Origin of the sequence: Microbulbifer sp. (genome assembly GCF_036563125.1) — a bacterium.
GTDB lineage: Bacteria > Pseudomonadota > Gammaproteobacteria > Pseudomonadales > Cellvibrionaceae > Microbulbifer.
Map to the genome: position 1 here is coordinate 1 of NZ_DATCMV010000056.1, position 24847 is coordinate 24847.

Consider the following 24847-nt stretch of genomic DNA (forward strand, 5'->3'; position numbering starts at 1 on the left):
GCGCTGCGCTCTTCGGCATTGGCGCCGGCCTTGTCGCAATCGGCTACACCGGGACCCTTTTCGGCAACCTGATCAAGTCCGCGGTGAGCCGCCAGCGGGAATACCTCGCAGACGCCTCAGCGGTACAGTTCACCCGCAGCCATCAGGGCATCGCCGGCGCGTTGAAGAAAATCGGCCAACACCAGCAGGGCTCAAACCTGCGCGCCGCCAACGCCAGCGAATTCAGCCACATGTACTTCGCCAGTGGGCTAAAAAACTCACTGTTTGGCCTGTTCGCCACCCACCCACCACTTGCCGCGCGGATTGGCCGTCTGGATCCACAGTGGAAGGGCTGGGGAAGTGCTGCTACACCCGCTGCCGCACCGTCACACAGCGACCAGGTCTCCGCCATTTACTCTGCGGAGGCTTATCCCCCCTCGCCGTCAGCAGACCACGGCCACTACCGATCCCGTCTCGATGAGGTGCTGGAGGCTGTGGATAACAATATCGCACAGCCATCCGCCACCCAGCTCGCAATGGGTGGCGAGCTACTGGCGCGAATCCCCGCTGACCTCAAGGCTGCGGCCCATGACCCCTTTGCCGCCCGCGCCGTGGTTTACGCACTGATGATGTGCCCCGCACAGTTCGAGCTACAGCGCGCACTGCTGGAGAAATCCGCCCACCCGGCGGTGCGACGGGAGTTCGATCGACTGCAACCAGTAGTGGCAAAACTGCCCGTCATCTGCCGCCTGCCGCTACTGGACCTGTGCGTGCCCGCTCTCAAGGCCCTGGCCCCGCAGCAGTACCAGATATTCAAACGCAACCTGATCAAGTTACTGCGTGCAGACGGCAAAGTGGAAATCTGGGAATGGGCGTTATATCGCGTGCTCATGCACGGCCTGGAGGCCAACCCGGACCGTCAGCGCAAGGGACCTGCAGGTGGCAGTTCAGGTAGCGCACAGGCTGACGCCCAGCGCTTTTTACTCGCCGCCATGGCCCACGCCGGCAATAACAACTATCTGAATGCGAAACGCGCCTACGAGGCGGGACTGGCAACACTCGGGCAGATACCCGTGCCCCTGCCCGCCGCGCGGGATATCAACCTGCAGCGACTGGACAAGGCATTGGCCATCTCCCGGGATACCGCCCCGCTCAAAAAGCCCGCTCTGCTAAAGGCGCTCGCCACCACGCTGGCACACGATGGACTGGTGTGCGGAACGGAAATTGAGCTGCTGCGCGCGGTGGCAGACTGTCTTGACTGCCCCATGCCACCACTGCAGGGAGTTTCGCAATCGCCACTGCGGCAGGATGAACGCGCCATTGCGAGCACGCTTACCTGACTGGCAGAGCCCGCGAAGCGCGCTCAGCCTGATACAACAAAGCCGGCGCAATGCCGGCTTTGTTGAGGGTAACAATTAGCGGTAACTGTCGATCAGAAACGACAGGCGGGTTCGCGTAGCGTTTGCTACTGATAAACCGGCCCCACGCCCATGCTCCAGATAATCACTGAACAGATCAGCATGGTAACGATGCCGACAAGGCCGATGGTGAGCACTGCACCGGCGTACATAAATGCACGCTCTTTGCTCATGTTCATCAAAATGGGAATGCCTTCATACAACAGGTAAACCGAGTAGAGACCTGCCAGCCCCATCACACCAACCACCAGCCAGAGGTGTGGGTAAAGCAGCACAATACCGGCCAAAAGCACCGGTGTGGTGACAAACACAGCGAGCGCCGTCCCCTCGTAGTGGCGAGTGGGTTCGTCCCCCTCAACACCATAGGCCTTGGCCATCCAGTTGATGAACTCACCTACCAGATAAATACCCACCAGCAGCGAAATATAAGTGATCACTGCCAGTGCGCCCGCGCTCGCAGGCGTCAATTTGGCAACGTGCCCACCGAGATTAAAACCCACCTGGGTAACGCCGATGTATCCGGCAATCGCGGGGATGAGGGCCAGTATCGGCACGTGGCTTATAAACACCTGTAAGAAGGAATGCTTGTCGGCGCGGATAGCCTGCCATTCCTTGTCCGGGTTGGTGAATATGCCGATGGTATGGCTGAGTAATTTCACTAGGGTCCCTCCTGTACACAGCTTGCTTGCAGTATCGGAAGGGTGCAGCCAATTCACCAATCAATAACAGGAATATGGCGTCATTTTTTTTGCCAAGTGCGGAAACAGGATGCCCTGTCAGCAATTACTACCGGGAGGTTCCCCAAAAGCAAAAGGGGCCCGTAAAAACGGGCCCCTTTAGCACGCTGGCGAGGGTTACTTGACCACCCGCAGGGAAGGCTTTTTCGCCGGCTTTTTGAATGTTGCCGGCGGTGTTGGCTCCGGTGGCTCCGGAGTCTCCTCCGGTTCAAACACCATGCCCTGACCATTCTCCCGTGCGTAGATACCCACAATCGCACCTACCGGCACCTGGATATCCGTCGGTACACCGCCGAAACGGGCGTTGAAGCGGATGGCGTAGTTGTCCATGGTCAGCCCCATCACTGCAGTTTCAGAGACATTCAGGACGATCTGCCCGTCCTCGTTGACATGCTGCTGGGGCACCAGCACTCCCTTCAGGTGGGTATCCACCAGAAGATACGGCGTGCATTTGTTATCGGTGATCCACTCGTAAAACGCCCGCAACAGATACGGGCGGTTGGATGTCATCGGCGGCTTGTTCAATCAGCACCTCAAGAGCGCATTTCGCGCTCGTACTCGGTCAGACTCTGCTGGAAAGCTTCGCGGGCGAACAGGCGATCCATGTAATCCTGAAGCGGCTTGGCCTGTTTGGTTTTCGGCAGCGCAATTTCCAGCTGGTCCAGGCGCCACAGCAACGGAGCCATGCAGCAGTCCACCAGGGAGAACTCTTCGTTGAAGAAGTACGGCAGATCGGTAAACATCGGCGCGATACCAACGAGGCTGTCACGCAGTTCTTTACGCGCGGCCGCCACATCCTTGCCACCGGCCAGGATTTTGTCTACCAGTGGAACCCAGTCGCGCTCGATACGGTACATGATCTGACGGCTCTGGGCGCGAGCCACCGGGTAGACCGGCAACAGCGGCGGATGCGGGAAACGCTCGTCGAGATACTCCATCATCACTTTGGTTTCGAACAGCACCAGCTCGCGATCAACCAGGGTCGGCAGGGAGTTGTACGGGTTGAGTTCGGCCAATTCCGCCGGTTTGTCTTCTGGATCGACATCGACGATATCAACGGTCACACCCTTTTCCGCGAGAACGATACGCACTCGATGGCTAAAGTGACAACGACCATCGGAAAAGAAGGTCATGGAGGAGCGCTTGTTGGTCGGCACACCCATTGTGGAACTACCTCGATCTACTGGTCGGCTTTGCGACCATCATTCTTAAACGGAAAACGGGTGGTAGGGCTAGTGCCGGAAACCGGCGGCCCACCACCCGGAAAAATCAATCTGGCAATCGCTTAGTGGTGAATGTCTTTCCAGTACTCGCGATTCAGCAGCCAGGCAAAGATGAAGAAGACAAGGATGAATGCCAGCACATAGAAACCGATGCGCTTGCGGCTTTCCGCCATCGGCTCGGCCACATACTCCATAAAGTTGACCAAGTCGTAGACCGCTTGATCATATTCTTCGCCACTCATGGAACCCTTGACCTTGCTGACCTGCAGGCTGCCACAGTTGGCGTCCATGATCGGGTTGCCCATCTCGTCGCGCACAACTTTGCCGTGGTCGCGTTTCGGGCCGGGAGCGCACTCTGGCAGGCCCTGCAGTTCCATCAGAACGTGGGGCATACCCACATTCGGGAACACCTTGTTGTTCACACCGGTAGGACGGCTCTCATCCTTGTAGAAGCTACGCAGATAAGTGTAAAGCCATTCCGGGGAGCGCGCGCGGGCCACCAGGGTGAGATCCGGCGGGGTGGCGCCGAACCATACCTTGGAGTCGTCAGGCTGCATGGAGATCTGCATCAGGTCGCCGATCTTGTCGTCGCCCAGTACCAGGTTCTGCATCATCAGCTCGCTCGGGATATCCAGATCGGTGGCAACGCGCTCCCAGCGGGAGAAGTTGGCACTGTGGCAGCCCATGCAGTAGTTGACGAAATACTTGGCGCCGCGCTGCAGAGACGGCTTATCGCCGAGATCAATGTTGATGTGGTCCAGCTCCACGGAGCTCTCCGCACCCACCGCCTTGATGGGTACGAAAGCCAGCAGTACCACGGCGATGATGCCGCCGAACAGCAGAATGAACGACTTGCTGCCGGACGGGCTGGTAACACGCTCAGGTACCGGGTGCACCACGTCGCGGTTGGTCAGCCATGGCAGTACTGCAAAGAAGGCGGCAAATACCAGACACAGCACGCACACGAACAGGCTTGCTTTCCAGTTCACCAACGCCATCCACAGGAACAGGAAGCCGAATACTCCGCTGACGATCCAGGATGCCAGCCCCTTGCGGGTGGTCGGGTTGGTCCAGATCGGCATGGTGACGAAGAAGGCGAAGTAGAACAGGGTTGCTACCTGCGCCAGGAAGTTACGTCCCGGAGTCGGAGACTTCACGCCCAGGTAGCCCAGGATGATGAACACCGCAGCAAATACCAGCAGCAGCACCTTCGGCAGCACACCCTTGTAGCGGATGGACTTCACCGGGCTCTTGTCGAGCCAGGGCAGCACAAACAGGATCGCGATCGCCGCACCCATGGCCACCAGGCCGAGGAATTTTGCGGTCAGCGGGCCAATATCCATGGTGACTGCGCGCAGCACCGCGTAGAACGGAGTGAAGTACCACACCGGCGCAATATGCGGCGGGGTCTTCAGCGGGTTAGCTTCCTCGAAGTTGGCGTACTCAAGGAAGAAACCGCCCATTTCCGGGAAGAAGAACACCACCACACAGAAGGCGAACAGGAAAACCGCTACACCAACCAGGTCGTGCACAGTGTAGTAAGGATGGAACGGAACGCCGTCCAGCGGCACGCCATTGGCATCCTTGTTCTTCTTGATTTCGATACCGTCTGGGTTATTGGAACCCACTTCGTGCAGCGCCAGGATGTGCAGCACTACCAGCAGCACCAATACCAGCGGCAGCGCGATAACGTGCAGCGAGAAGAAGCGCGTGAGCGTAATGCCAGAGATCAGGTAGTCACCGCGAATCCATTGCACCAGGTCCTCACCGATACCCGGGATGGCACCGAACAGGGATACGATTACCTGTGCGCCCCAGTAGGACATCTGGCCCCAGGGCAGTACGTAGCCCATGAAGGCTTCCGCCATCAGTACCAGATAGATACACATACCGAAAATCCACACCAGCTCGCGCGGCGGCTTGTAAGAGCCGTACATAAGACCGCGGAACATATGCAGGTAAACCACCACGAAGAATGCGGAGGCACCGGTAGAGTGCAGGTAGCGGATGATCCACCCCATATCCACATCGCGCATGATGTATTCAACAGAGGCAAATGCACCCTCGGCGGTGGGGTTGTAGCTCATCACCAGCCAGATGCCGGTCAGCAGCTGGTTCACCAGAACCAGCATGGAGAGCACACCAAAGAAATACCAGAGGTTGAAGTTCTTGGGCGCGTAGTACTTACCCATGTGGGTATCCCACGCGCGGTAGATCGGCAGACGCTGATCAACCCAGTCGCCCAAAGCGGTTAACCAGTTCATACGGCGCCCTCCTGATCCACACCGATTACGATGACATCGTCACTTTCATAGGAGTACGGCGGCACATCCAGATTGGTGGGCGCAGGTACACCCTTGTACACACGGCCGGCCATATCGTATTTGGAGCCGTGACAGGGGCAGAAGAAACCGCCCATCCACTCGCTGCCACCAAGATCGGCGGCGCCCACTTCGGGACGGAACATCGGCGCACAGCCCAGATGGGTACACAGGCCTACCAGCACCAGCGTCTGGGGCTTGATGGCGCGGTTTTCAGGATTCACGTAAGCAGGCTGGTTGGACTCGGTGGACTCCGGGTCGCGCAGCAGCGGAGCGACTTTGGCCAGGTTATCCAGCGTCTCCTGGGTGCGACGCACCACGTACACCGGCTTGCCGCGCCACTCGACGGTAACCATCTGGCCCGGCTCAAGCTTGCTGATGTTGTATTTGACCGGCGCGCCAGCGGCCTTGGCCTTGGCACTCGGATTCCAGGAAGCGACAAAAGGTACTGCGATTCCAACCGCACCTGCACCACCCACAACGGAGGTAGCAGCGGTCAGAAATCGACGACGCCCCACATTTACACCGCCATCACTCATGACGTAGTTCTCCCATCACAGCGCCCCGTAAAACTTACATGAACGTAAGCCCGGAGCTGACTGGCCCAAACCCAAAAAAAAACCAGAAAACTTCTGCAATAAATCCACACGGCCAGAACTACGGTGATTCAGGGTAATCCGCAATTGGCAGCGACGGTGTATCCCAATGGCTCAAGACCAGATAGAACAGAGCACCCGCACAGCAGTAAATCGCTCACTACTGCAAAAATCAGAGACTTACGACAGAAACTCCCCTACAACTGGCCCGCTCGCTTGACCTTAGAACAAAATGGCCAAACCCCAAGTGCAAGCGGATAGAAATTCGCGCAATGTTAAAGAAAATGCCAAACCGATACAAGGCGAAACCCGGAGCGAACATCCGCGACCGAGCGGCGAACTGGCGGCATTTTAAACAGAAAACATGTTTGCGCAGCGGCAGCGCAAGAGGCGCGCAAAAAAAAGCCCGGCAATAGCCGGGCCATAAAATACAGCAAATTCTGCTTAACGCTTGGAGAACTGCGGCTTCTTACGCGCTTTGCGCAGACCGACCTTCTTACGTTCAACCGCACGCGCATCGCGAGTCACGAAGCCAGCTGCACGCAGCGGCTGACGCAGGGACTCGTCGTATTGCATCAGAGCGCGGGTCAGGCCGTGACGGATAGCACCCGCCTGACCGAAGGAACCGCCGCCCTTCACAGTGACATTGATGTCGAATTTTTCGACCATGTCGACCATTTCCAGCGGCTGACGCACGATCATGCGCGCCACTTCGCGGCCGAAATATTCGTCCAGAGTGCGACCGTTAACGCTGATGTTACCTTCGCCCTGCTGGATGAATACACGAGCAGTGGAGGTCTTGCGGCGGCCGGTACCGTAGTATTGAGTAGTTGCCATGAGAATGCTTTCCGTTTAGATCGACAGTTCAATCGGCTGCTGGGCCGCATGAGGATGTTCGCTACCCTTGTACACCTTCAGTTTCTTGAACATGGCGCGACCCAGAGGGCCTTTCGGGAGCATGCCTTTTACCGCACTTTGGATAGTGCGCTCAGGCGCCTTGTCGATCAGCTTCTCAAAGCTGATGGATTTCAGACCACCCGGGTAACCGGAGTGGTGATGATAGATCTTGTCTTTGGCCTTGTTGCCGGTCACGCGAACCTTCTCGGCATTGATGACTACGATGTAGTCGCCGGTGTCCACGTGGGGCGTGTACTCAGGCTTGTGCTTGCCGCGCAGGCGGTGAGCGATCTCGGCGGAAATACGGCCGAGAGTCTTATCCGCAGCGTCAACAATGTACCAGTCGCGAGTTACCGCTTCCGGCTTTGCACTGTATGTCTTCATGTTATAAAACACCTGTATGTGGCCTCAGGAATAGAGGCCGTCCCACGAAAAGAGCGCGAATACTACATAAGCGCCAAAGGCTTTTCAAGCACAAAGTTGAACAACTTGTGACCAGCCCGATTCCCTAAAAATGCCCTATTCCGGGCGGTGCGCACGCGCCAGATATTCCCGTGACTGCATCTCCTGCAAGCGGCTCACCGTGCGCGCGAACTCGAAGCGCAGGTGGCGACCGCCATACAGGGACTCCACCGGCATCTCGGCAGAAATCACCAGTTTGACGCAGCGGTCGTAAAACTCATCGATCAGATTGATAAAGCGCCGGGCCTGACTCTCCATCCACTCATCGAAGCGGGGCACATCGGCCAACAGCACCGTGTGAAACTCCCGCGCCAGCTCGATGTAATCATTCTGTGAGCGCGGGCCGTCACACAGCTCACTGAACCCGAACCAGGCCACATCATCGGCAATCCGGACAGCAACAATCGGGCGCCCTTCAATATCCAGGGTTACCTTTTCCCGCACCTCGCAACCCTCAACAATCAGGCTGCGAAAGGAGTTCGCGAGACTGGCATCCGCCTCCTCCCCCAGCGGGCAGTGATACAGCTCGGCCATTTCCAGGGCCCGCAGTCGGTAATCCACACCGTTGTCGACGTTGACCACCTTGGTGTGTTCCAGCAGGAGATCGATCGCCGGCAGGAAGCGCGCCCGCTGAAGCCCTTCCTTATATAGCCCCTGGGGCACAATGTTCGAGGTGGCCACCAGGGTGACCCCGCGCTCGAACAGCGCCTGCAGCAGGTTCGCCAGAATCATGGCATCGGTGATATCCGACACAAAAAACTCATCGAAACACAGCACCCGCGCACGGCTCGCGATTCGTTCGGCCACCTTCTCCAGCGGATTCTTCTCGCCGGACAGGGATTTCAACTGCCGGTGTACATCGCGCATGAAACGGTGAAAATGGGTCCGCTGCTTCTGCTCAAACGGCAACGCCTCAAAAAACGCATCCATCAGATAGGTTTTGCCGCGACCCACACCACCCCAGAAATACAGCCCCTTTTCCGGACGGCTCTCGCGCTTCCACATCCGGCGCAGACCGCCAAACAGGCTGCCACCCCGCTCTCCGGCGGCCATCAGTCGCTCATAGAGATCCTGCAGCTCGACCACCGCGGCCTTTTGCGCCGGATCTTCCATAAAGTCCGGCCGCTGCAGATCCCGCTGGTAGCGCTCCATCGGCGCCAGACGTGCCGGGGCGGACAGATTCTGTTCCGTGACCATCAACTTGAAACCATTCAAAAATTATCGGGGCTGCATTGCCGGACAGGGCAGGCGCAATGCGCTTTTGCGGACTAACCTCAAGAGTTCGCGCATGCGAACCCTCGCGCCGGCATTGATGCGGGCGGCGCGCACTTTACCAAATCTGTCACGACTTGGCACAAACCTGAGCGCGGCGCAGCGATGGGATTTGCGTATAATAGGGTGACTGTCACGGATGGCCGGTGCCACTTTTAATTTGAGGAGGAAGTAACGTGCACTCAACTTCGGTTTTAATTCTGGTCGGCCTGCTTGGCCTGGCCGTAGGAGCGCTGCTGGCTTTTTTCGCTACCCGCGGCCGACAGAACCTCGACCGCACCCAGGAACTGGAGCTGCGCCTGAAGGAAGCCAATACCAGGCTGGAGGATTTCCAGCTGCAGGTAAACGAACACTTTGACCAGACCGCACAATTGGTCAACAACCTGACCCAGAGCTACAAGGAAGTACACGAGCATCTAGCCACCAGCGCCATGCGCCTGTCCAACCAGGATATCGGTCGCCAGATGCTGGAGGCCGGCAGCGGCAACCTGAGTGACAACGATGAACACCTCACCGTACTCCCTCCCCGCGACTGGGCACCCACTAAAGGGGCGCTGTCCGAGGATTACGGTATCGAAAAGGAAGCCCAGGCACCATCGCCGGCTCCGGTGAACGCGGCCCACCGCTGATTTCATCACGCCCAACGGGCTGTCCTGAGGACAGCACCAGACTCAAGACACAAAAAAGGCGGGGTAACCCCGCCTTTTTTGTGTCTGCCGCTTACCGGCTGCGAGCTTTACAAGCTCTGGTAATAATCCATCAGGATCTGTGCCACTTCCGGACGCGAGAACTCCGGGGGCGGCGCAATGCCATTACCCAGTAACTCGCGCACCTTGGTTCCGGACAGCAGAATGAAGTCGTCCTTGGTGTGATCGGGCACATCGCGCATCATGACCACACGATTCAGTTTTTTAGAGAAGGCGGTATGGTCCGCACGGAAGATCTCGATCTCCAACGCGCCTTCCGGCACCTTCTCGTCAAAAATGGTCTGCGCATCGAAGGCGCCGTAGTAGTCGCCCACACCTGCGTGGTCACGGCCGACGATCAGGTGGCTGCAGCCGCAGTTCTGGCGGAACACCGCGTGCAGCACCGCTTCGCGCGGACCGGCGTACAGCATGTCGAAACCGTAACCGGTGACCATGACCGTGTTTTTCGGGAAGTATTCTTCCACCATCTTGCGAATGGCCGCATCGCGCACGTGTGCCGGGATATCGCCAGCCTTTAGCTTACCCAGCAGCATGTGAATCAGTACGCCGTCGGCACCAACCGCGTCCAGCGCCATCTTGCACAGTTCCTCGTGCGCGCGGTGCATGGGGTTGCGGGTCTGGAAGGCCACAACCTTGCTCCAGCCGTGCTCGACGAATTCATTGCGGATCTCAACCGCGGTGCGGAAGGTATCCGGGAAGTCGGACTGGAAATAGCTGAAGTTCAGCACTTCGATCGGGCCGGAGATCAGCTGACGACCGGCAGCCTTGAAGGTCGCCACACCCGGGTGGGCATCGTCCAGGGTACCGAAAACATGTTCGGCGATGGTGTTGACCTGCTCATCGCTCACGGTTTCGATGGCTTCCACATCCATCACCGCGATCACCGGGTTCCCCTCAACATTGGGGTCACGCAGGGCAATGCGCTTGGCGCCGGCAACGGCAGAGGCGTCTTCCACCATGTTCACCACGGGCACCGGCCAGAACAGTCCATCTACGGTACGCAGGGTTGCCGCAACGCTCAGGGTGTCCGCCAGGTTCATGTAACCGTGCAACGGGTTGAAGTAACCAGCCCCCAGCATCACCGCGTTCGCCGCAGCCGCGGAGCTGATGACGATGGACGGCAGGGACTCCGCCTCGTGGATCAGCTGGTGATGGCGCTCACTGTCGTAAACAAAACGAGGCTGCAGCTCGACACTGCCGTGTGGACGAACCAGGGACATAATTACTCCTGAGATGTAGGGATTCAGACCAGAATTTCGAGCGCCACATTATACGGATTCCCGCAGCAGCACCAAGCGCCGTCCGCGGCGAGCCACAGAATCTCTGATGTCCAAGTCAGAACGCAAAGGCAGATAAAGCACGTATAATGGCGGCAAATCAAGGAGTCGCTGGTGTCACTACAACGTTTTCTGCATGAATGGGCCATTCCCGCCATTATCGGCCTCGGTGTCGCCGCAGCGCTGTTGTTGCTGTTTCCCCACCTGCGCGAAAAACCGGAGCAAGCTCCTACGGTCATCGCGGATTTTCAAGGACCGGTATCCTATGCCAGTGCCGTCAACCTCGCGGGACCTGCGGTAGTCAACATTTTCACCCGCAAATTCGTGTCTGAACGCAGCCACCCCTGGTACAACAACCCTATCTACCGGCGCCTGCTGGACAACATGAATATCCCGCAGCGGGAGCGCATGCAGTCCAACCTGGGCTCCGGGGTGATCGTCGACCGCGCCGGCTATATCCTCACCAACTACCACGTGATTTCCGGAGCGGACGAGATCGCCGTTGTTCTTGCAGACGGCCGCGAGGCCCAGGCCGAACTGGTGGGGTCGGATGCCAATTTTGACCTGGCGGTACTAAAGGTCAACCTTCCCAACCTGACACCGATCACGGTGGGTGAGCCAGACAAGGCGCAGGTGGGAGACGTGGTACTGGCCATCGGCAACCCGTGGGGGGTCGGCCAGTCTGTGACCCAGGGCATTATCAGCGCCACCGGCCGCGACCTGAGCAAGACCGGTACCCGCAGCCTCCTGCAAAACTTTATTCAGACCGACGCGGCGGTGAACCCCGGTAACTCCGGCGGCGCACTGGTGGACGCTCAAGGCAAGCTGCTGGGCATCAACACTTCCGTACTGAACCAGGGCGGCTCTTCTGGTGGCATCAGCTTTGCTATCCCCGCCAATATCGCCCTCAAGATCATGCAGGACATTATCGAATTCGGGCGTGTGGTGCCCGGCTGGCTAGGCATAGAGGCGGAGACGCTGACACCGCAGCTGGCGCGCTCATTCAACCTGGCATCCACCAACGGCATCATCATTACGGCAATTTATAATCAGGGGCCGGCGCATCAGGCGGGACTCAAACCCGGCGACGTGATCACCCATATCAATGGTGACCCGATCAATGACGGTCTTCACGGAGTTGCCGCCATGGCCACCCTGAGGCCCGGGGAAGTGGTGACCATCACCTACATCCGCGAAGGCGAAGTCCGCAACATTCGGGCCACGGTCTCGGAAACACCGCAGTCACAAAGCAGAAGCTGACGATCAAATAGCGGAGCAGAAAACCCGCGGCAACAAGAAACGAGACCACGCTGGCAGCGGGTCTCGATTTGCAGGGATCCGCGGGATACCAGCCCTACTCTTTCACCTCATGAACCACACGGTACTCCGCAGAGCGGGCGTGGGCATCCAGGCCTTCGCCCTTCGCCAGAGTCGCAGCCACACGACCCAGGGTGTCAGCCCCCTCAGGGGAGCAGTAGATGATGGAGCTGCGCTTCTGGAAATCGTAAACCCCCAGCGGCGAAGAAAAGCGTGCAGTACCACTGGTGGGCAGCACGTGGTTGGGACCAGCACAGTAATCACCCAGAGCCTCCGCCGTGTAACGACCGAGGAAGATGGCTCCGGCATGGCGGACAAGCGGCAGATACTGCTCCGGCTCATCGACGGACACCTCGAGGTGCTCCGGGGCGATGCGATTAGCCACATCAATCGCCTGCTCGATATCGCGCACCAGAATGAGTGCACCGCGGTCGGCTATGGAGCGGCTGGCAATGGCTTCCCGGGGTAGTGTCTTCAGCAGTTTTTGCAGTGAACTCGCCACCGCATCGAGAAACTGTTCATCCGGAGACAGCAGAATCGACTGCGCCTGTTCATCGTGCTCCGCCTGGGAAAGCAGATCCATGGCAATCCAGTCGGGATTGGTCTTGCCGTCGCAGATCACCAGAATCTCGGAGGGCCCGGCGATCATGTCGATGGCCACCTGGCCAAATACCGCGCGCTTGGCAGAAGCGACAAAGATATTGCCGGGCCCGACAATCTTGTCCACCCGGGCCACGGTCTCAGTGCCGTACGCGAGCGCCGCCACGGCCTGGGCGCCGCCGATGGTAAAAACCTTGTCCACCCCGGCGATGGCCGCCGCGGCGAGTACCAGATCGTTGAGCTGATTATCCGGAGCCGGCACCACCATCAACACTTCATCCACCCCAGCCACCCGCGCGGGGATCGCATTCATCAGCACCGAGGATGGGTAGCTTGCCTTGCCGCCCGGGACATAAATGCCCACTCGCTCCATCGGCGTGATCTGCTGGCCGAGTACGGTGCCGTCGGCTTCCCGATATTGCCAGGATGACTGCAGCTGGCGCTCATGGTAATCGCGCACCCGCTTGGCGGCGGTTTCCAGCGCCGCGCGCTTTTCCTCCGGAATTCGCTCTAGGGCTGAAGCAAGTTCAGCGCGATCGAGAGCGAAATCCCCAGCATTTTTTAGGTCGCGACGATCAAACCGGTTGGTGTACTCAATGACCGCAGCATCGCCGCGAGCCTTCACCTCCCGCAATATTTCAGCCACAGCGGACTCGACCTGCTGATCCGCTACCGATTCCCAGGCAAGCAGGCGCTCAAGGTCCTGCGCAAATTCGCAATTGCCGGCATCCAGCCGACGGATGGAAAGGTCACTCATGATTTTCTGTCGAATTGCATTGCGGTTGCTAGCCGCATTAAAGATCGCGCGCTGAAGTCGTGAAACGAAGGTTCAGACGGCTTCCCGCGCCCGCACCGCTTGAGCCAACCGCTCGATCAGCGAATTGATCGGGCCGTATTTCATTTTCATGGAGGCCTTGTTCACAATCAGGCGACTGCTGATGTCGGCAATATGCTCGCGTGCTTCCAGGCCGTTGGCCTTCAGGGTATTGCCGGTATCGACAATATCCACAATCTCATCGGCAAGATCCATCAGCGGCGCCAACTCCATGGCCCCATAGAGTTTGATGATATCTGCCTGGCGGCCCTGAGCGGCGTAATAGCGCTTCGCGGATTGCACAAATTTGGTCGCCACTTTGATGCGCCCTTTCGGCAGCGGCGCGCCCTTGATACCCGCGGTCATCAGGCGGCAGCGGGCAATATTCAGGTCCAGCGGCTCGTAGATATTACTGGTATCGTGCTCCAGCAGGTTGTCCTTGCCGGCGACCCCCAGATCCGCAGCGCCGTGCTGCACATAGGTCGGCACGTCGGATCCACGCAGGATCAGCAGGCGGACATTGTCCTGATTAGTGGGAAAAATCAGCTTGCGGCTCTGGGTGATATCTTCCAGAGGTTCGAGACCGGCGGCAGCCAGCAGCGGCAGCGTTTCCTTGAGAATACGTCCCTTGGTCAGGGCAATGGTGATCTGCATAACAATTATGGTTATCTGAATGCCCGGCACAGGCCGGGCAGAGGGCGATGACGGGAGCTTACTCGACGCCAAGCTTCCCGCGCCAATACAAATCTAGAATAGCCCTAGATGGTAACCATCTAGCTCCCGAAGTCTCAACCGGCAACGCGGCGAATGTTTGCGCCGATCTGACGCAGCTTTTCCTCGATACATTCGTAGCCGCGGTCGATATGGTAGATACGGTCCACCATGGTGGTACCTTCCGCGACCATACCCGCAATCACCAGGCTTGCAGAGGCACGCAGATCCGATGCCATTACCGGCGCGCCCTTGAGCTTATCAACACCGGTGACAATGGCGGTGTTACCCTCGAGCACGATGTTAGCGCCCATGCGGTTGAGCTCATGCACCTGAATCAGGCGGTTCTCGAAGATGGTTTCCACCACGGTGCCCTTGCCTTCTGAAACCGCATTCATGGCCATGAACTGGGACTGCATATCCGTGGGAAATGCCGGGTAAGGTGCGGTGCGGAAGCTGACGGCTTTCGGCCGATTGCCCTTCATATCCAGCTCGATCCAGTCGTCACCGATGCTGATGTGGGCGCCAGCCTCCTCAAACTTGGCCAGTACCGCGTCGAGAATATCCGCGCGGGTATGCGTCAGGCGCACACGTCCGCGGGCTGCTGCGGCCGCAGCCAGGAAGGTACCGGTTTCAATACGGTCCGGCATTACGCTGAAGGAACAGGGATGCAGCCGCGGCACACCGTGCACACGGATGGTATCGGTACCGGCACCCTCGATCTGAGCGCCCATGGCGGTCAGGAAGTCCGCCAAATCGACAATTTCCGGCTCCCGCGCCGCGTTGTGCAACACCGTGGTGCCTTCCGCCAGCGCCGCCGCCATCAACAGGTTTTCGGTACCGCCCACGGTAACTTTTTCCATCACGATATTGGCGCCCTTCAGGCGACCATTGCTGCGCGCGCGAATAAAGCCCTCGTCGATGGTGATTTGCGCCCCCATGGCCTCAAGGCCCTTGAGGTGGATATCCACCGGGCGGCTGCCGATCGCACAGCCACCGGGAAACGACACGTTGGCCACACCGTGACGTGCCAGCAGCGGGCCCAGCACCAGGATCGACGCGCGCATGGTTTTTACCAGTTCGTACGGCGCAGTCAGCTCGTTCACCGAGCGCGGATCGATCTCCACACCCAACTTTTCATCAATGGTGATTTCGGTACCCATGCAGCGCAGCAGGGTAATCATGGTGGTGATATCGTTGAGGTGCGGGAGGTTGTGAACATGCACCGGGCCGTCCGCCAACAGCGTGGCGGCCAAAATCGGCAGTGCTGAGTTCTTGGCCCCGGAAATTCTCAAGGTTCCGGAGATGGGGCTGCCCCCTTCGATAATCAGTTTGTCCATTCGAACTGGTGTCCCATTGCGAAGCAAAAATCCCTGGCAAGCTCAAAGCCCGGCAGAGTAGAGGTTACTGACCGGCCTCTTCCGGGGTGAGGGTTTTCATCTGCACCGCGTGCAGGGTGCCGTCGGCAATCTTGTCGGACAGCGCACCGTAAACCAGCTGCTGTTTCTTCAGCCGCGAGAGGCCGTCAAAGGCTTCACTGACCACGGTCAAATGCAGGTGGCTACCCTCGAAAGACACGTCGGTAACCTGACTGCCGGGAATCTGCCCTTCAATCAGGGCCTTGATCTGATCTGGTTGCATAAAAATAAATACAGGTGGGAATTCGGTCGGGGTTAAAAGCAGGCGCGAAGTGTACTGGAAAGCGCCCACTGGCGCAGCCGCGATTCTGCGGACTGCGCCTCAATACCATCGGTGCGCTTACTGCACCTCATCCGCTACTTTGTCCGCCGCGGACCAGTTGGCGATCACCTTGTCCAGGTCGCCACCGTTGGTCTGCATGGCCTGGGAGAACTGGCCGCGGAAGGTTTTGCCGAGGTTGACACCGTTCAGGATGACGTTGATCAGCTTCCACTGACCACTTTTGTTGCGCACCAGGGTATAGGAAACCTTGGTCAACCCTTCCGAACTGCGCACTTCCTGCAGCACATTGACGCGATTGCCACTGGGGGCGGAACCGGGGTTCACCACCTTGACATCCATGCCACCGAAGGTAGCCACACCGCGGGCGAAGGTCGCCACCAGGTCGCGGCGGAATGCGCTGGAAAATTTAGCACGCTGTGCGGGTGTCGCCTGCTTGGCGTAATTCCCCATCACACCGCGGGCGATGAAGTCAAAATCCACCACCGGCGCCAGTACCCGATCCACGGAAGCGTAGTAACGCTGAGGGTTCGAACTGACCAGCTGCCCCTCCGAGCGGATAACACCCAACAGCTCGCTGGATACGCTCTCGATCACGGTATAGGGGTTTTCTGCAGCGCCGGCAAATGGTGCCAGGCTGCACAGCAGTACGGCGGATAGCAGCGCCCTGGCTTTGCGTGCGATCGCGGATTGGAAAGCTCCGGTCTGGATGGTCATGGTGAGTGCGCTCACTGAAAATCTCCCATTGGCAATTCGTCCCTTGGATGCACATAACACGAAAAAGTGTCATGGCAATGCCGAAATATCTCGCTGGCGGCTGCAGATGAGACTGAAATCGGACCCAGTCCAACGCCGCAGCTGACAATAGCGGCGGCAAACTATACCATGGCGCCGCCGCGGACAAGCGGCACGGAGTCACTTTCGCTCCGCCGCCCGACCACAACCGCCCGGGGGGAAACATCAGCGACAAGTGACGCACAGCCCGGTCCGCAGTCGTTCTGTGACGCGAACCTCAACCTTGACTTCCGCTGATAGTAAAAGGTTAGCACGTCAGTCCGAAACCCAGCGGAACAAAAGCGGATCGCGACATGTCGCATCTGACAGGGTCGCACACCGCCCGCGTTTCCTAGAATGAACGCAGTGGCACCGGTAGATACAACCCGCCCACCACCCAGGTAATTCCACACGAGAGATGTCATGGGAAAAGATCTGATCATCCAGGCCGGACGCCGTACCATATCTATGGAAGCCGCCGCCGTAGCCGCGCTGGAAGGGCGCATTGGTGACGACTTCAACCGTGCCTGCGAACTGATTCTGAACTGCCCGGGGCGCGTCATCGTTTCCGGCATGGGGAAATCCGGGCATATCGGGCGCAAGATCGCCGCGACCCTGGCAAGCACCGGCACGCCCAGCTTTTTCGTGCACCCCGGCGAAGCCAGCCATGGCGACCTCGGCATGATCACCCGCCAGGACTTGGTCATCGCGATTTCCAATTCCGGCACTTCCGCCGAAGTCCTGACCCTGCTGCCGCTGCTGAAGCGTCTGGGCATCCCCATGATCAGTATGACCGGCAAGGCGGATTCGCCGCTGGCGCAGTCTGCCGACGTGAATCTGGACATTGCCGTCGACACGGAAGCCTGCCCGCTAAATCTGGCCCCCACCTCCTCCACCACCGTCACTCTGGTGATGGGCGATGCGCTGGCAGTGGCACTACTGGAAGCACGCGGATTTACCGCAGAGGACTTCGCCTTTTCCCACCCCGGCGGTGCGCTTGGGCGCCAGCTGTTGCTCAAGGTGGAAGACGTGATGCACGCGGGCCAGGAACTGCCCCAGGTATCCCCGGAGACACCGCTCTCCCAGGCGCTTCTGGAAATGACCAGCAAGGGCTTCGGCATGACAACTGTGGTGGACGACAAAGGGCAATTGCAGGGCGTGTTTACCGATGGCGACCTGCGCAGGGTGATAGATCAGAAGATCGAGCTCGACAGCGCCACCATGGACAAGGTAATGAGCCGTCGACCGAAAACCGTGAGCGCCCACATCCTCGCCGCGGAAGCCCTGCGCATTATGGAAGACAACAAGATCACCGCACTGGTGGTGGAAGATCCGGAACACCATCCGGTAGGCCTTCTGCACATGCACGATATACTGCGCGCCGGTGTCATCTGACACCCCGCCTTACTGAACGCTCTATAAATAGAAGGATCCCGTCTTGAGCCAGCAAAGCCCAGCGCACCCGATCAGCGACCTCGAACAGAGTATCGAGCACAAACTGAGCAAGGTGCGCCACCTGATACTCGATGTGGACGGTGTCCTTACCGACGGCAGGCTGTACTTTGACAACCACGGCAACGAGCTGAAAACCTTCCACACCCTGGATGGGCACGGCATCAAAATGCTGCAGAAATCCGGGGTAGCCGTGGCCATCATTACCGGTCGCCGCAGTGCACTGGTGGAAAAACGCGCGCACGACCTGGGCATCACCCGCCTGATCCAGGGCAGGGAAGACAAATACAGCGCCTTTCTGGAACTCTTCGCCAACGAACCCTACGACCTGGCCCAGATTGCCTACATCGGCGACGACTATCCAGACCTGCAACTGATGACCCGGGTGGGCTGCCCCATTGCAGTCCCCAACGCCGCAACACCGGTAAAAGAGCGCGCTCTGTTTGTGACCCAACGCGAGGGCGGCCTCGGCGCCGTACGCGAGGTCTGCGACCGAATCATGCAGGCGCAGGGAACCTTTGACGCCGCGCTGGCCCCCTATCTCGCCAGCCATCACTGAACAGAAGACTAAACGGGCCGACAAAACAGCGGCCGCCGACTGCGAGGAAACGGATACAGCATGCGCACCTGGTTACCACTTGTTATCGTGGTCGCACTCATCTCTCTGGGACTGTGGTTTACCGAGAGCCCACCCAAGCAACTGCTGGGCAAGCAGCCAACGCAACAGGAGCACAACAGGGCCGCGGACCTCATCATCCGCGATGCCCGCACGCGCCACTACAGTACCGAGGGCTCCCTCGCCTACGAAGTGGACGCGGAGCGCGTTACCTTCTTCCAGTTCGCACGCCGGGATCGCGCAGACCTCACCGAACCCCGCATGGTGTTCTATCAGGGCGAGAACACCACATGGCGCACCGAGTCCCGCACCGGGATCGCCTTTGACAATGGTCAGAAAGTGGTGCTGCAGGGCAAGGTTTCCATCCGTGAACTGCCGCAACCCGGTATTAGTCTGTTCACCCAGAAAATTACCATCCAGCCCCGCGAAGAATTCGCTGAAACCGACAAAGTTGTTACCATTACCGACGGCCCCAACCGCACCACCGGCAAAGGCCTGCGCGCCGATCTCAAGCAGGACAAGGTAGAAATTCTGTCAAATGTGGAAAGTAGCTATGAACCCCGTTGATTTGCGCAGCGCGCCCCTGTCCGCAACCATCCGCCTCCTGTGTGCGGCGTTTACCGCCACTTTTTTGCTGGCAAGTCAGGCCAACGCCCTGCCCAACGATCGCGAACAACCGGTAAAGGTCTCCGCCGACAAGCTTGAGGCAAACCGCAGCAAGAACCTTTCCGTATACAGCGGCAATGTGGTCATCAGTCAGGGTTCGCTGCAGATCCGCGCCGATCGCGTAGAAGTGCACGGCAACACCAAAGGGGAAATCAACAGGGTGATCGCCACCGGCACCCCCGCCCACTTCCAGCAGCAGGTCGAAGAGAGCACCAACCCGGTCAAGGCGCGCGCGAAACGCATCGAGTTTCTGGTGAGCAGCGATGCCCTGCAGCTCAGTGGCGAAGCGTTCGTGGATCGCGATGGCAACACGCTGTCCGCAGAGCGCATCAACTACGACCTCAAAAGCGAGCAGATGCAGGCCCAGGGCCAGTCGGAAAAGAAACGGGTGGAAATGATCTGGAAGCCCGAATCCAAACCCGAGTCACAGCCCGTGGAAAACGGCCAGTAATCTACGCGCCCCATACAAACCGAACAGTCAGAAGAGGCGGCAACACAGCCGCGCAGTTACCGGAACACACTATGCCGACGCTCAAAGCGCTACATCTCGCCAAGCAGTACAAAAAGCGCAAAGTTGTTCAAGATGTATCCGTGAGCGTCTCCAGCGGCCAGGTTGTCGGCCTGCTCGGCCCCAACGGCGCAGGTAAGACCACCTGCTTCTACATGATCGCCGGCCTGGTACAGGCCGACGCCGGCCAAGTGATGATCGACCAGGAAGATATTACCGGCCTGTCCATGCACGGTCGCGCACGCAAGGGAATCGGCTACCTGCCCCAGGAGGCATCGGTATTCCGCCGCCTGTCGGTGGAGGACAACATTCTCGCCATTCTCGAGATCCGCAAAGACCTCGACCGCAGCCAGCGCCTGGAGCAACTGGAATCACTCCTCGAGGAGTTCCACATCACTCACATTCGCGAAAGCCTCGGTATGGCACTGTCCGGCGGCGAGCGACGCAGGGTGGAGATCGCCCGCGCACTGGCCACCAACCCGGCGTTTGTACTGCTGGACGAACCGTTCGCCGGGGTGGATCCCATCTCCGTAAATGACATCAAACAGATCATCCGCCACCTGCGAGACCGCGGTATCGGCGTGCTCATTACCGACCACAACGTGCGCGAGACCCTGGATATCTGTGAGACCGCGTACATCGTCAGTGAGGGTCACATCATCGCCTCTGGCGATCCCAAAGACGTGGCCGAGAACAAACAGGTGAAAGACGTCTATCTGGGACACGAGTTCACCATCTGACCCTATATGGGTGAAATCATCAGCATTTCACCCTTCATTTACCGATTCCTGTCACAATTCTGACGGTGGCAATCACGGCGGACATTTTTTTCGGCACACTTATTGCTTAATCCCGCCCCCCTTGCCACTTGTGTTCCGAATTACCCCGGGGTAGTCTGCAGGCGATGAGCAATCTGCCGCCGGCACAAGCATCAAATGTGCCACAGCGGTGCAACGCCAGAATTTTATGCCGGCACACCCCCTATGAAGCAGTCACTCCAGTTAAAACTCGGCACTTCGCTGACGATGACGCCACAACTGCAACAGGCCATCCGCCTGCTGCAATTGTCGACGCTGGAGCTGCAACAGGAGATCCAGTCCGCTCTCGACAGCAATCCACTACTGGAATCGGACTTCGACGAGCACACCGGCGAGCACCTGCAGGAGCAGAACACCCCGGCCACCATTGAGCGCCAATCCCTCGATGGCGCCGACAGCGGCGAGAGTGTCAACGGTGAGAGCGAGTCCACCGCCGATGGCGATTGGAACAGTGACATCCCCGAAGACCTGCCGGTGGACACTCGCTGGGACGACATTTACACCAACAGCAGCCACTCTGGTGGCGAGGGCGAAGAGTACGCGCTGGAACAGCGCAACGCCGCCGCGGAGAGCCTGCAGGATCACCTGCTGTGGCAGCTGAACCTCACTCCACTGACCGCGGAAGACAAGCTGATCGGCGAGGCGCTGATTGACGCTATCGCCCCCAACGGTTTTCTCGACACAGATCTGGAAGAGCTGGCGGAATCGTTTGCGGTCGAAGCGGCCGAAGTACTCGCCGTGCTCAAGACCATTCAGCAGTTTGAACCGGTGGGCTGTGGCGCCCGCGACCTGCGTGAAAGCCTGCTGCTACAGCTGCGCCAGTTGCCGGAGAGCACCCCCTGGCTGGCTCAGGCCATGACTGTTGTCGGCCAGCACCTGGACCTGCTCGGCAAACGCGACTTTCGCCAGCTGAGCCGCCGCACCCGCCTGAGCGAGGCGCAACTCGGCGAGGTGATGCGCCTGATCCAGACCCTCACCCCCTACCCCGGCGAGGCCTTCGGTGGCGAGGAGCCCCAGTATGTGGTGCCGGACGTGATCGTCAGCCGCCGCGAACAGCGCTGGGTGGTGGAGCTGAACCCGGAAACCACACCCAAGCTGCGCATCAACGATGCCTACGCCGCACTTATCCGCCGCGCCGACAACTCCGTTGAGAACAACTACCTGCGCGACAACCTGCAGGAGGCCCGCTGGTTTCTGAAAAGCTTGCAGAGCCGTCACGAGACCTTGCTCAAGGTGGCGAGCTGCATCGTCGAGAAGCAGCAGGGTTTCTTCGAGCTGGGACCGGAAGCCATGAAACCGATGGTGCTGGCCAATATTGCCGAGACCATCGGCATGCACGAATCCACCATCTCCCGCGTTACCACACAGAAATACATGCTCACCCCGCGCGGCGTGTTCGAACTCAAGTACTTTTTCTCCAGCCACGTGAGCACCGATTCCGGTGAGGATGCCTCCTCCACCGCCATCCGCGCACTGATTCGCAAACTGGTCGACGCAGAGCAACCGCGCAAGCCGCTGTCGGACAACAAGATCACGCAGGAACTGGACAAACAGGGTATTCAGGTCGCGCGCCGCACGGTCGCCAAGTATCGCGAGTCCATGGGTATTCCCTCTTCCAGCGAGCGCAAGCGACTGGTGTAAACCGACCAGGGCGAAAGCAGCAGTCACACCCAGTCTTCGCATGGTCGCTTTTCGACCAATTTCTGCCCAACCAATGCCCGTAGATCGAGTGTATCCTTCCATTCTGGAGCACTTCCTAGTAGGGTTGCCGCCCTGTGCGGGGGGCAGCCAAATTGTGTTGTACCCGATGAGGAGAAATCCATGCAGATCAACATCAGTGGCCACCATGTAGACGTAACCCCGGCCATTCGCGATTACTGCCTGACCAAGCTGGACAAGCTCTCCCGCCACCACGACCTGATCACCAATACCCAGGTCATCCTTTCCGTCGACAAACTGATCCAGAAAGCGGAAGCGCGGGTTCATGTAAACGGCAGGGACGTATTTGCGGATTCAGAATCGGAAGATATGTACGCGGCGATCGACTCGCTGACCGACAAGCTCGACCGGCAACTGCTGAAACACAAAGAGAAATTACGCAGTCACCGCTAGACGTTACCCCAGGGAAACGGCTGGCCTGCACTGTCAGAACACCATTAAGTTATGACATTGGAAGCATTACTCTCTCCCCGCCTGAGCCTGTGCCACCTGGCGGGGAGCAGCAAGAAAAAGCTGCTACTCAACATCGCGCAGGCGATCTCAGAACAATACCCCGACCTGGATTCCGATACCGTCTTCAACCAGCTGGTGGCACGGGAGCGTCTGGGCTCAACCGGTATCGGCGAAGGTGTTGCCATCCCCCACTGTCGCCTGCCCGGCTGCGAGCGCCCCATCGGTGTGCTGTGTACTACGTCACCCGCCGTCGATTTCGATGCCATTGACCGCCAGCCGGTGGACCTGCTGTTTGCCCTGCTGGTCCCGGAAGACGCGGACCAGGAACACCTGGACACCCTCGCGGAAATTGCTGCCCTGTTCAGCGACAGCCGTGTGCGCGAAAAACTGCGCGAAGCCACCACTAGTGATGAGCTCTACGCACTGGCCATTAACAGCGCGGCGGCGGCATAATAGCTACCGCATATGTCCGGCGCCCGGTCCACGACCGCATGGCTGCCAGATGACCGGCTCCGGCAGCCTCCCGCAACGGGACTGCCGCCCGGCCAACCCGAATCAGCAAGGAGCGCTTGTTCTATGCGACTGGTGATCATCAGCGGCCGCTCTGGCTCAGGAAAGAGTTCCGCCCTCGAGCTGCTTGAAGATGTCGGTTTCAACTGCATCGACAACCTTCCCGCCAGCCTGCTGCCCGAACTCATCCGCCGGGTCACCGAGCATCCCCCCGAAGAAAACACCCAGCTCGCGCTCGGCATCGACGCCCGCAACCTGTGGCACGATGTGCGCCAGGCCCCCAAGGTCATCAGCGAACTGCGCGAAAGCGGCGTGGAATGCGATGTTATCTACCTGGATGCCCGCTCGCCGGTGCTGGTACAGCGTTTCAGCGAAACGCGCCGCAAGCACCCCCTGAGCGACAGTCGCACCCACCTGCTGGAAGCCCTCAATCACGAAAAGGAGCTGCTCGCGCCGCTCGCGGCCATGGCCGACCTGGTGATCGACACCAGCAGCCTCAGCCTGCACCAGCTGCGCGACCAGATTAAAACCCGCGTGGTGGGCAAGGACTCCCCGGGCATGGCGATCCTGTTCCAGTCCTTCGGCTTCAAGCACGGTGTACCGGTGGACGCGGACCTGGTGTTCGACCTGCGCTGCCTCCCCAACCCCTACTGGGTGGCGGAGCTGCGCAACAAGACCGGGCTCGATCCAGAGGTGGCGGAATTTCTCCGTGCCCACAGCGAGACCGAGGAAATGCAGCGGGACATCACCGGATTTCTGGCGCGCTGGCTGCCCTCCTACCAGCAGAGCAACCGCAGCTACACCTGCGTCGCCATCGGCTGTACCGGCGGGCGCCACCGCTCCGTGTACATGGTCGAGCAGCTGGCAAAACACTTCGCGGGAGAATTCCAGAACATCCAGGTCCGCCACCGCGAACAACAGAAATAGCCAAGCGCAATACACAGCGCGACCGACGCCGACAAACAACACCTGAACAAACGCACCAGAACAGCCCCATGCAGAAAACCCGTATCACCATCATCAACAAACTCGGACTCCACGCCCGCGCCGCCAGCAAATTCGCGCAGACCAGCGCGCGCTTCTCCTCGGAAGTGAAAGTGCACTGCCAGGGCAAGGCGATCGATGGGAAGAGCGTAATGGCACTGATGCTACTGGCGGCGGGCAAGGGCGTTGAACTGGAACTGGAAATCTGCGGCCGCGACGAAGACGCAGCGCACGAAGCCATTTGCGCCCTGATCAACGACCGCTTTGGCGAGGGCGAATAACGCCCTGATCTCAATTCGCTCCGCCGCCGGTATAATG

At 59.1% G+C, this 24847-nt stretch carries 27 protein-coding genes; 13 read left to right on the forward strand and 14 right to left on the reverse strand.

The window, feature by feature from the left end; genetic code table 11:
• The coding region (locus VIL80_RS04095; protein ID WP_332034883.1) for a M48 family metalloprotease at positions 1–1319 on the forward strand (1319 nt) is incomplete at its 5' end.
• Positions 1320–1444: 125 nt separating this feature from the next.
• On the opposite strand, the gene VIL80_RS04100 is transcribed toward VIL80_RS04095, so the two are convergent.
• The 8 genes from VIL80_RS04100 to zapE all read right to left on the reverse strand — a co-directional run bounded on the left by VIL80_RS04100 (position 1445) and on the right by zapE (position 8830).
• Positions 1445–2056 (reverse strand): Yip1 family protein, encoded by a 612-nt coding sequence (locus VIL80_RS04100; RefSeq protein WP_332034884.1) that lies wholly within the window; start codon positions 2054–2056, stop codon positions 1445–1447.
• A 195-nt stretch (positions 2057–2251) separates the two neighbouring features.
• On the reverse strand, positions 2252–2644 hold the full coding sequence (locus tag VIL80_RS04105) for a ClpXP protease specificity-enhancing factor (RefSeq protein WP_318954913.1): 393 nt from the start codon (positions 2642–2644) through the stop codon (positions 2252–2254).
• 23 nt (positions 2645–2667) lie between these two features.
• Complete coding sequence (locus tag VIL80_RS04110; RefSeq protein WP_318954914.1) at positions 2668–3297, reverse strand: glutathione S-transferase N-terminal domain-containing protein; 630 nt, start codon at positions 3295–3297, stop codon at positions 2668–2670.
• Positions 3298–3419: 122 nt separating this feature from the next.
• The gene (locus VIL80_RS04115) at positions 3420–5621 is read right to left on the reverse strand and encodes a ubiquinol-cytochrome c reductase (protein ID WP_332034885.1); all 2202 of its coding nucleotides are present in this window, start codon (positions 5619–5621) and stop codon (positions 3420–3422) included.
• Complete coding sequence (gene petA, locus VIL80_RS04120) at positions 5618–6217, reverse strand: ubiquinol-cytochrome c reductase iron-sulfur subunit (protein WP_318954916.1); 600 nt, start codon at positions 6215–6217, stop codon at positions 5618–5620. The genes VIL80_RS04115 and petA overlap by 4 nt, the downstream gene beginning before the upstream one ends.
• Positions 6218–6718: 501 nt before the next feature.
• Positions 6719–7111 carry a 30S ribosomal protein S9 gene (gene rpsI, locus VIL80_RS04125; RefSeq protein ID WP_332034886.1) on the reverse strand — a complete coding sequence of 131 codons (393 nt, stop codon included), beginning with the start codon at positions 7109–7111 and terminating at the stop codon, positions 6719–6721.
• 15 nt (positions 7112–7126) lie between these two features.
• Positions 7127–7555 carry a 50S ribosomal protein L13 gene (gene rplM / locus VIL80_RS04130; protein WP_105101685.1) on the reverse strand — a complete coding sequence of 143 codons (429 nt, stop codon included), beginning with the start codon at positions 7553–7555 and terminating at the stop codon, positions 7127–7129.
• Positions 7556–7690: 135 nt separating this feature from the next.
• On the reverse strand, positions 7691–8830 hold the full coding sequence (gene zapE, locus VIL80_RS04135) for a cell division protein ZapE (protein WP_527250102.1): 1140 nt from the start codon (positions 8828–8830) through the stop codon (positions 7691–7693).
• Positions 8831–9081: 251 nt separating this feature from the next.
• On the opposite strand from zapE, the gene VIL80_RS04140 reads away from it, so the two are divergent.
• On the forward strand, positions 9082–9534 hold the full coding sequence (locus tag VIL80_RS04140) for a Z-ring associated ZapG family protein (protein WP_332034887.1): 453 nt from the start codon (positions 9082–9084) through the stop codon (positions 9532–9534).
• A gap of 107 nt (positions 9535–9641) precedes the next feature.
• Here VIL80_RS04140 and sat read toward each other — a convergent pair whose 3' ends face one another.
• Positions 9642–10832 carry a sulfate adenylyltransferase gene (gene sat, locus VIL80_RS04145; protein ID WP_332034888.1) on the reverse strand — a complete coding sequence of 397 codons (1191 nt, stop codon included), beginning with the start codon at positions 10830–10832 and terminating at the stop codon, positions 9642–9644.
• A gap of 171 nt (positions 10833–11003) precedes the next feature.
• Here sat and VIL80_RS04150 point away from each other — a divergent pair, with 171 nt between their 5' ends.
• The gene (locus tag VIL80_RS04150) at positions 11004–12149 is read left to right on the forward strand and encodes a S1C family serine protease (protein WP_332034889.1); all 1146 of its coding nucleotides are present in this window, start codon (positions 11004–11006) and stop codon (positions 12147–12149) included.
• A 94-nt stretch (positions 12150–12243) separates the two neighbouring features.
• Here the strand turns inward: VIL80_RS04150 and hisD are convergent, their stop codons facing one another.
• The 5 genes from hisD to VIL80_RS04175 all read right to left on the reverse strand — a co-directional run bounded on the left by hisD (position 12244) and on the right by VIL80_RS04175 (position 16761).
• Positions 12244–13563 carry a histidinol dehydrogenase gene (gene hisD / locus VIL80_RS04155; protein ID WP_332034890.1) on the reverse strand — a complete coding sequence of 440 codons (1320 nt, stop codon included), beginning with the start codon at positions 13561–13563 and terminating at the stop codon, positions 12244–12246.
• 72 nt (positions 13564–13635) lie between these two features.
• Positions 13636–14274, reverse strand: coding sequence for an ATP phosphoribosyltransferase (gene hisG, locus VIL80_RS04160; RefSeq protein ID WP_318954923.1), 639 nt, complete (start codon positions 14272–14274; stop codon positions 13636–13638).
• 134 nt (positions 14275–14408) lie between these two features.
• Positions 14409–15671, reverse strand: a complete 1263-nt coding sequence (gene murA, locus VIL80_RS04165) for a UDP-N-acetylglucosamine 1-carboxyvinyltransferase (protein ID WP_332034891.1) — start codon at positions 15669–15671, stop codon at positions 14409–14411.
• Positions 15672–15735: 64 nt separating this feature from the next.
• Complete coding sequence (locus tag VIL80_RS04170) at positions 15736–15972, reverse strand: BolA family protein (RefSeq protein WP_332034892.1); 237 nt, start codon at positions 15970–15972, stop codon at positions 15736–15738.
• Between the two features lie 117 nt (positions 15973–16089).
• Positions 16090–16761: an MlaC/ttg2D family ABC transporter substrate-binding protein gene (locus VIL80_RS04175; protein ID WP_332034893.1), complete on the reverse strand. Its 672-nt coding sequence runs from the start codon at positions 16759–16761 to the stop codon at positions 16090–16092.
• A 465-nt stretch (positions 16762–17226) separates the two neighbouring features.
• Here VIL80_RS04175 and VIL80_RS04180 point away from each other — a divergent pair, with 465 nt between their 5' ends.
• The 10 genes from VIL80_RS04180 to VIL80_RS04225 all read left to right on the forward strand — a co-directional run bounded on the left by VIL80_RS04180 (position 17227) and on the right by VIL80_RS04225 (position 24810).
• Positions 17227–18198: a KpsF/GutQ family sugar-phosphate isomerase gene (locus tag VIL80_RS04180; protein WP_332034894.1), complete on the forward strand. Its 972-nt coding sequence runs from the start codon at positions 17227–17229 to the stop codon at positions 18196–18198.
• A gap of 43 nt (positions 18199–18241) precedes the next feature.
• Positions 18242–18814: a KdsC family phosphatase gene (locus tag VIL80_RS04185; RefSeq protein ID WP_527250103.1), complete on the forward strand. Its 573-nt coding sequence runs from the start codon at positions 18242–18244 to the stop codon at positions 18812–18814.
• Positions 18815–18874: 60 nt separating this feature from the next.
• Positions 18875–19438, forward strand: a complete 564-nt coding sequence (lptC, locus tag VIL80_RS04190) for an LPS export ABC transporter periplasmic protein LptC (protein WP_332034895.1) — start codon at positions 18875–18877, stop codon at positions 19436–19438.
• Positions 19425–19988, forward strand: a complete 564-nt coding sequence (lptA, locus tag VIL80_RS04195; protein ID WP_332034896.1) for a lipopolysaccharide transport periplasmic protein LptA — start codon at positions 19425–19427, stop codon at positions 19986–19988. Before lptC ends, lptA begins: the two co-directional genes overlap by 14 nt.
• 71 nt (positions 19989–20059) lie before the next feature.
• Complete coding sequence (lptB, locus tag VIL80_RS04200; protein WP_332034897.1) at positions 20060–20785, forward strand: LPS export ABC transporter ATP-binding protein; 726 nt, start codon at positions 20060–20062, stop codon at positions 20783–20785.
• A 243-nt stretch (positions 20786–21028) separates the two neighbouring features.
• Positions 21029–22504, forward strand: a complete 1476-nt coding sequence (locus VIL80_RS04205; protein ID WP_332034898.1) for an RNA polymerase factor sigma-54 — start codon at positions 21029–21031, stop codon at positions 22502–22504.
• Positions 22505–22684: 180 nt separating this feature from the next.
• On the forward strand, positions 22685–22975 hold the full coding sequence (gene hpf / locus VIL80_RS04210; protein WP_332034899.1) for a ribosome hibernation-promoting factor, HPF/YfiA family: 291 nt from the start codon (positions 22685–22687) through the stop codon (positions 22973–22975).
• 51 nt (positions 22976–23026) lie between these two features.
• Complete coding sequence (gene ptsN / locus VIL80_RS04215; RefSeq protein WP_318954932.1) at positions 23027–23488, forward strand: PTS IIA-like nitrogen regulatory protein PtsN; 462 nt, start codon at positions 23027–23029, stop codon at positions 23486–23488.
• Between the two features lie 123 nt (positions 23489–23611).
• The gene (gene rapZ, locus VIL80_RS04220) at positions 23612–24472 is read left to right on the forward strand and encodes an RNase adapter RapZ (protein WP_332034900.1); all 861 of its coding nucleotides are present in this window, start codon (positions 23612–23614) and stop codon (positions 24470–24472) included.
• Positions 24473–24540: 68 nt separating this feature from the next.
• Positions 24541–24810 carry an HPr family phosphocarrier protein gene (locus VIL80_RS04225; protein WP_332034901.1) on the forward strand — a complete coding sequence of 90 codons (270 nt, stop codon included), beginning with the start codon at positions 24541–24543 and terminating at the stop codon, positions 24808–24810.
• Positions 24811–24847 lie beyond the last annotated feature (37 nt).

Coding starts and splice junctions, on each gene's coding strand:
- VIL80_RS04105 (WP_318954913.1), bottom strand. CDS start 2,644: ATGACATCCAACCGCCCGTATCTGTTGCGGGCGTTTTACGAGTGGATC.
- VIL80_RS04110 (WP_318954914.1), bottom strand. CDS start 3,297: ATGGGTGTGCCGACCAACAAGCGCTCCTCCATGACCTTCTTTTCCGAT.
- VIL80_RS04115 (WP_332034885.1), bottom strand. CDS start 5,621: ATGAACTGGTTAACCGCTTTGGGCGACTGGGTTGATCAGCGTCTGCCG.
- petA (WP_318954916.1), bottom strand. CDS start 6,217: ATGAGTGATGGCGGTGTAAATGTGGGGCGTCGTCGATTTCTGACCGCT.
- rpsI (WP_332034886.1), bottom strand. CDS start 7,111: ATGGCAACTACTCAATACTACGGTACCGGCCGCCGCAAGACCTCCACT.
- rplM (WP_105101685.1), bottom strand. CDS start 7,555: ATGAAGACATACAGTGCAAAGCCGGAAGCGGTAACTCGCGACTGGTAC.
- zapE (WP_527250102.1), bottom strand. CDS start 8,830: ATGGTCACGGAACAGAATCTGTCCGCCCCGGCACGTCTGGCGCCGATG.
- sat (WP_332034888.1), bottom strand. CDS start 10,832: ATGTCCCTGGTTCGTCCACACGGCAGTGTCGAGCTGCAGCCTCGTTTT.
- hisD (WP_332034890.1), bottom strand. CDS start 13,563: ATGAGTGACCTTTCCATCCGTCGGCTGGATGCCGGCAATTGCGAATTT.
- hisG (WP_318954923.1), bottom strand. CDS start 14,274: ATGCAGATCACCATTGCCCTGACCAAGGGACGTATTCTCAAGGAAACG.
- murA (WP_332034891.1), bottom strand. CDS start 15,671: ATGGACAAACTGATTATCGAAGGGGGCAGCCCCATCTCCGGAACCTTG.
- VIL80_RS04170 (WP_332034892.1), bottom strand. CDS start 15,972: ATGCAACCAGATCAGATCAAGGCCCTGATTGAAGGGCAGATTCCCGGC.
- VIL80_RS04180 (WP_332034894.1), top strand. CDS start 17,227: ATGGGAAAAGATCTGATCATCCAGGCCGGACGCCGTACCATATCTATG.
- lptC (WP_332034895.1), top strand. CDS start 18,875: ATGCGCACCTGGTTACCACTTGTTATCGTGGTCGCACTCATCTCTCTG.
- lptA (WP_332034896.1), top strand. CDS start 19,425: ATGAACCCCGTTGATTTGCGCAGCGCGCCCCTGTCCGCAACCATCCGC.
- lptB (WP_332034897.1), top strand. CDS start 20,060: ATGCCGACGCTCAAAGCGCTACATCTCGCCAAGCAGTACAAAAAGCGC.
- VIL80_RS04205 (WP_332034898.1), top strand. CDS start 21,029: ATGAAGCAGTCACTCCAGTTAAAACTCGGCACTTCGCTGACGATGACG.
- hpf (WP_332034899.1), top strand. CDS start 22,685: ATGCAGATCAACATCAGTGGCCACCATGTAGACGTAACCCCGGCCATT.
- ptsN (WP_318954932.1), top strand. CDS start 23,027: ATGACATTGGAAGCATTACTCTCTCCCCGCCTGAGCCTGTGCCACCTG.
- rapZ (WP_332034900.1), top strand. CDS start 23,612: ATGCGACTGGTGATCATCAGCGGCCGCTCTGGCTCAGGAAAGAGTTCC.
- VIL80_RS04225 (WP_332034901.1), top strand. CDS start 24,541: ATGCAGAAAACCCGTATCACCATCATCAACAAACTCGGACTCCACGCC.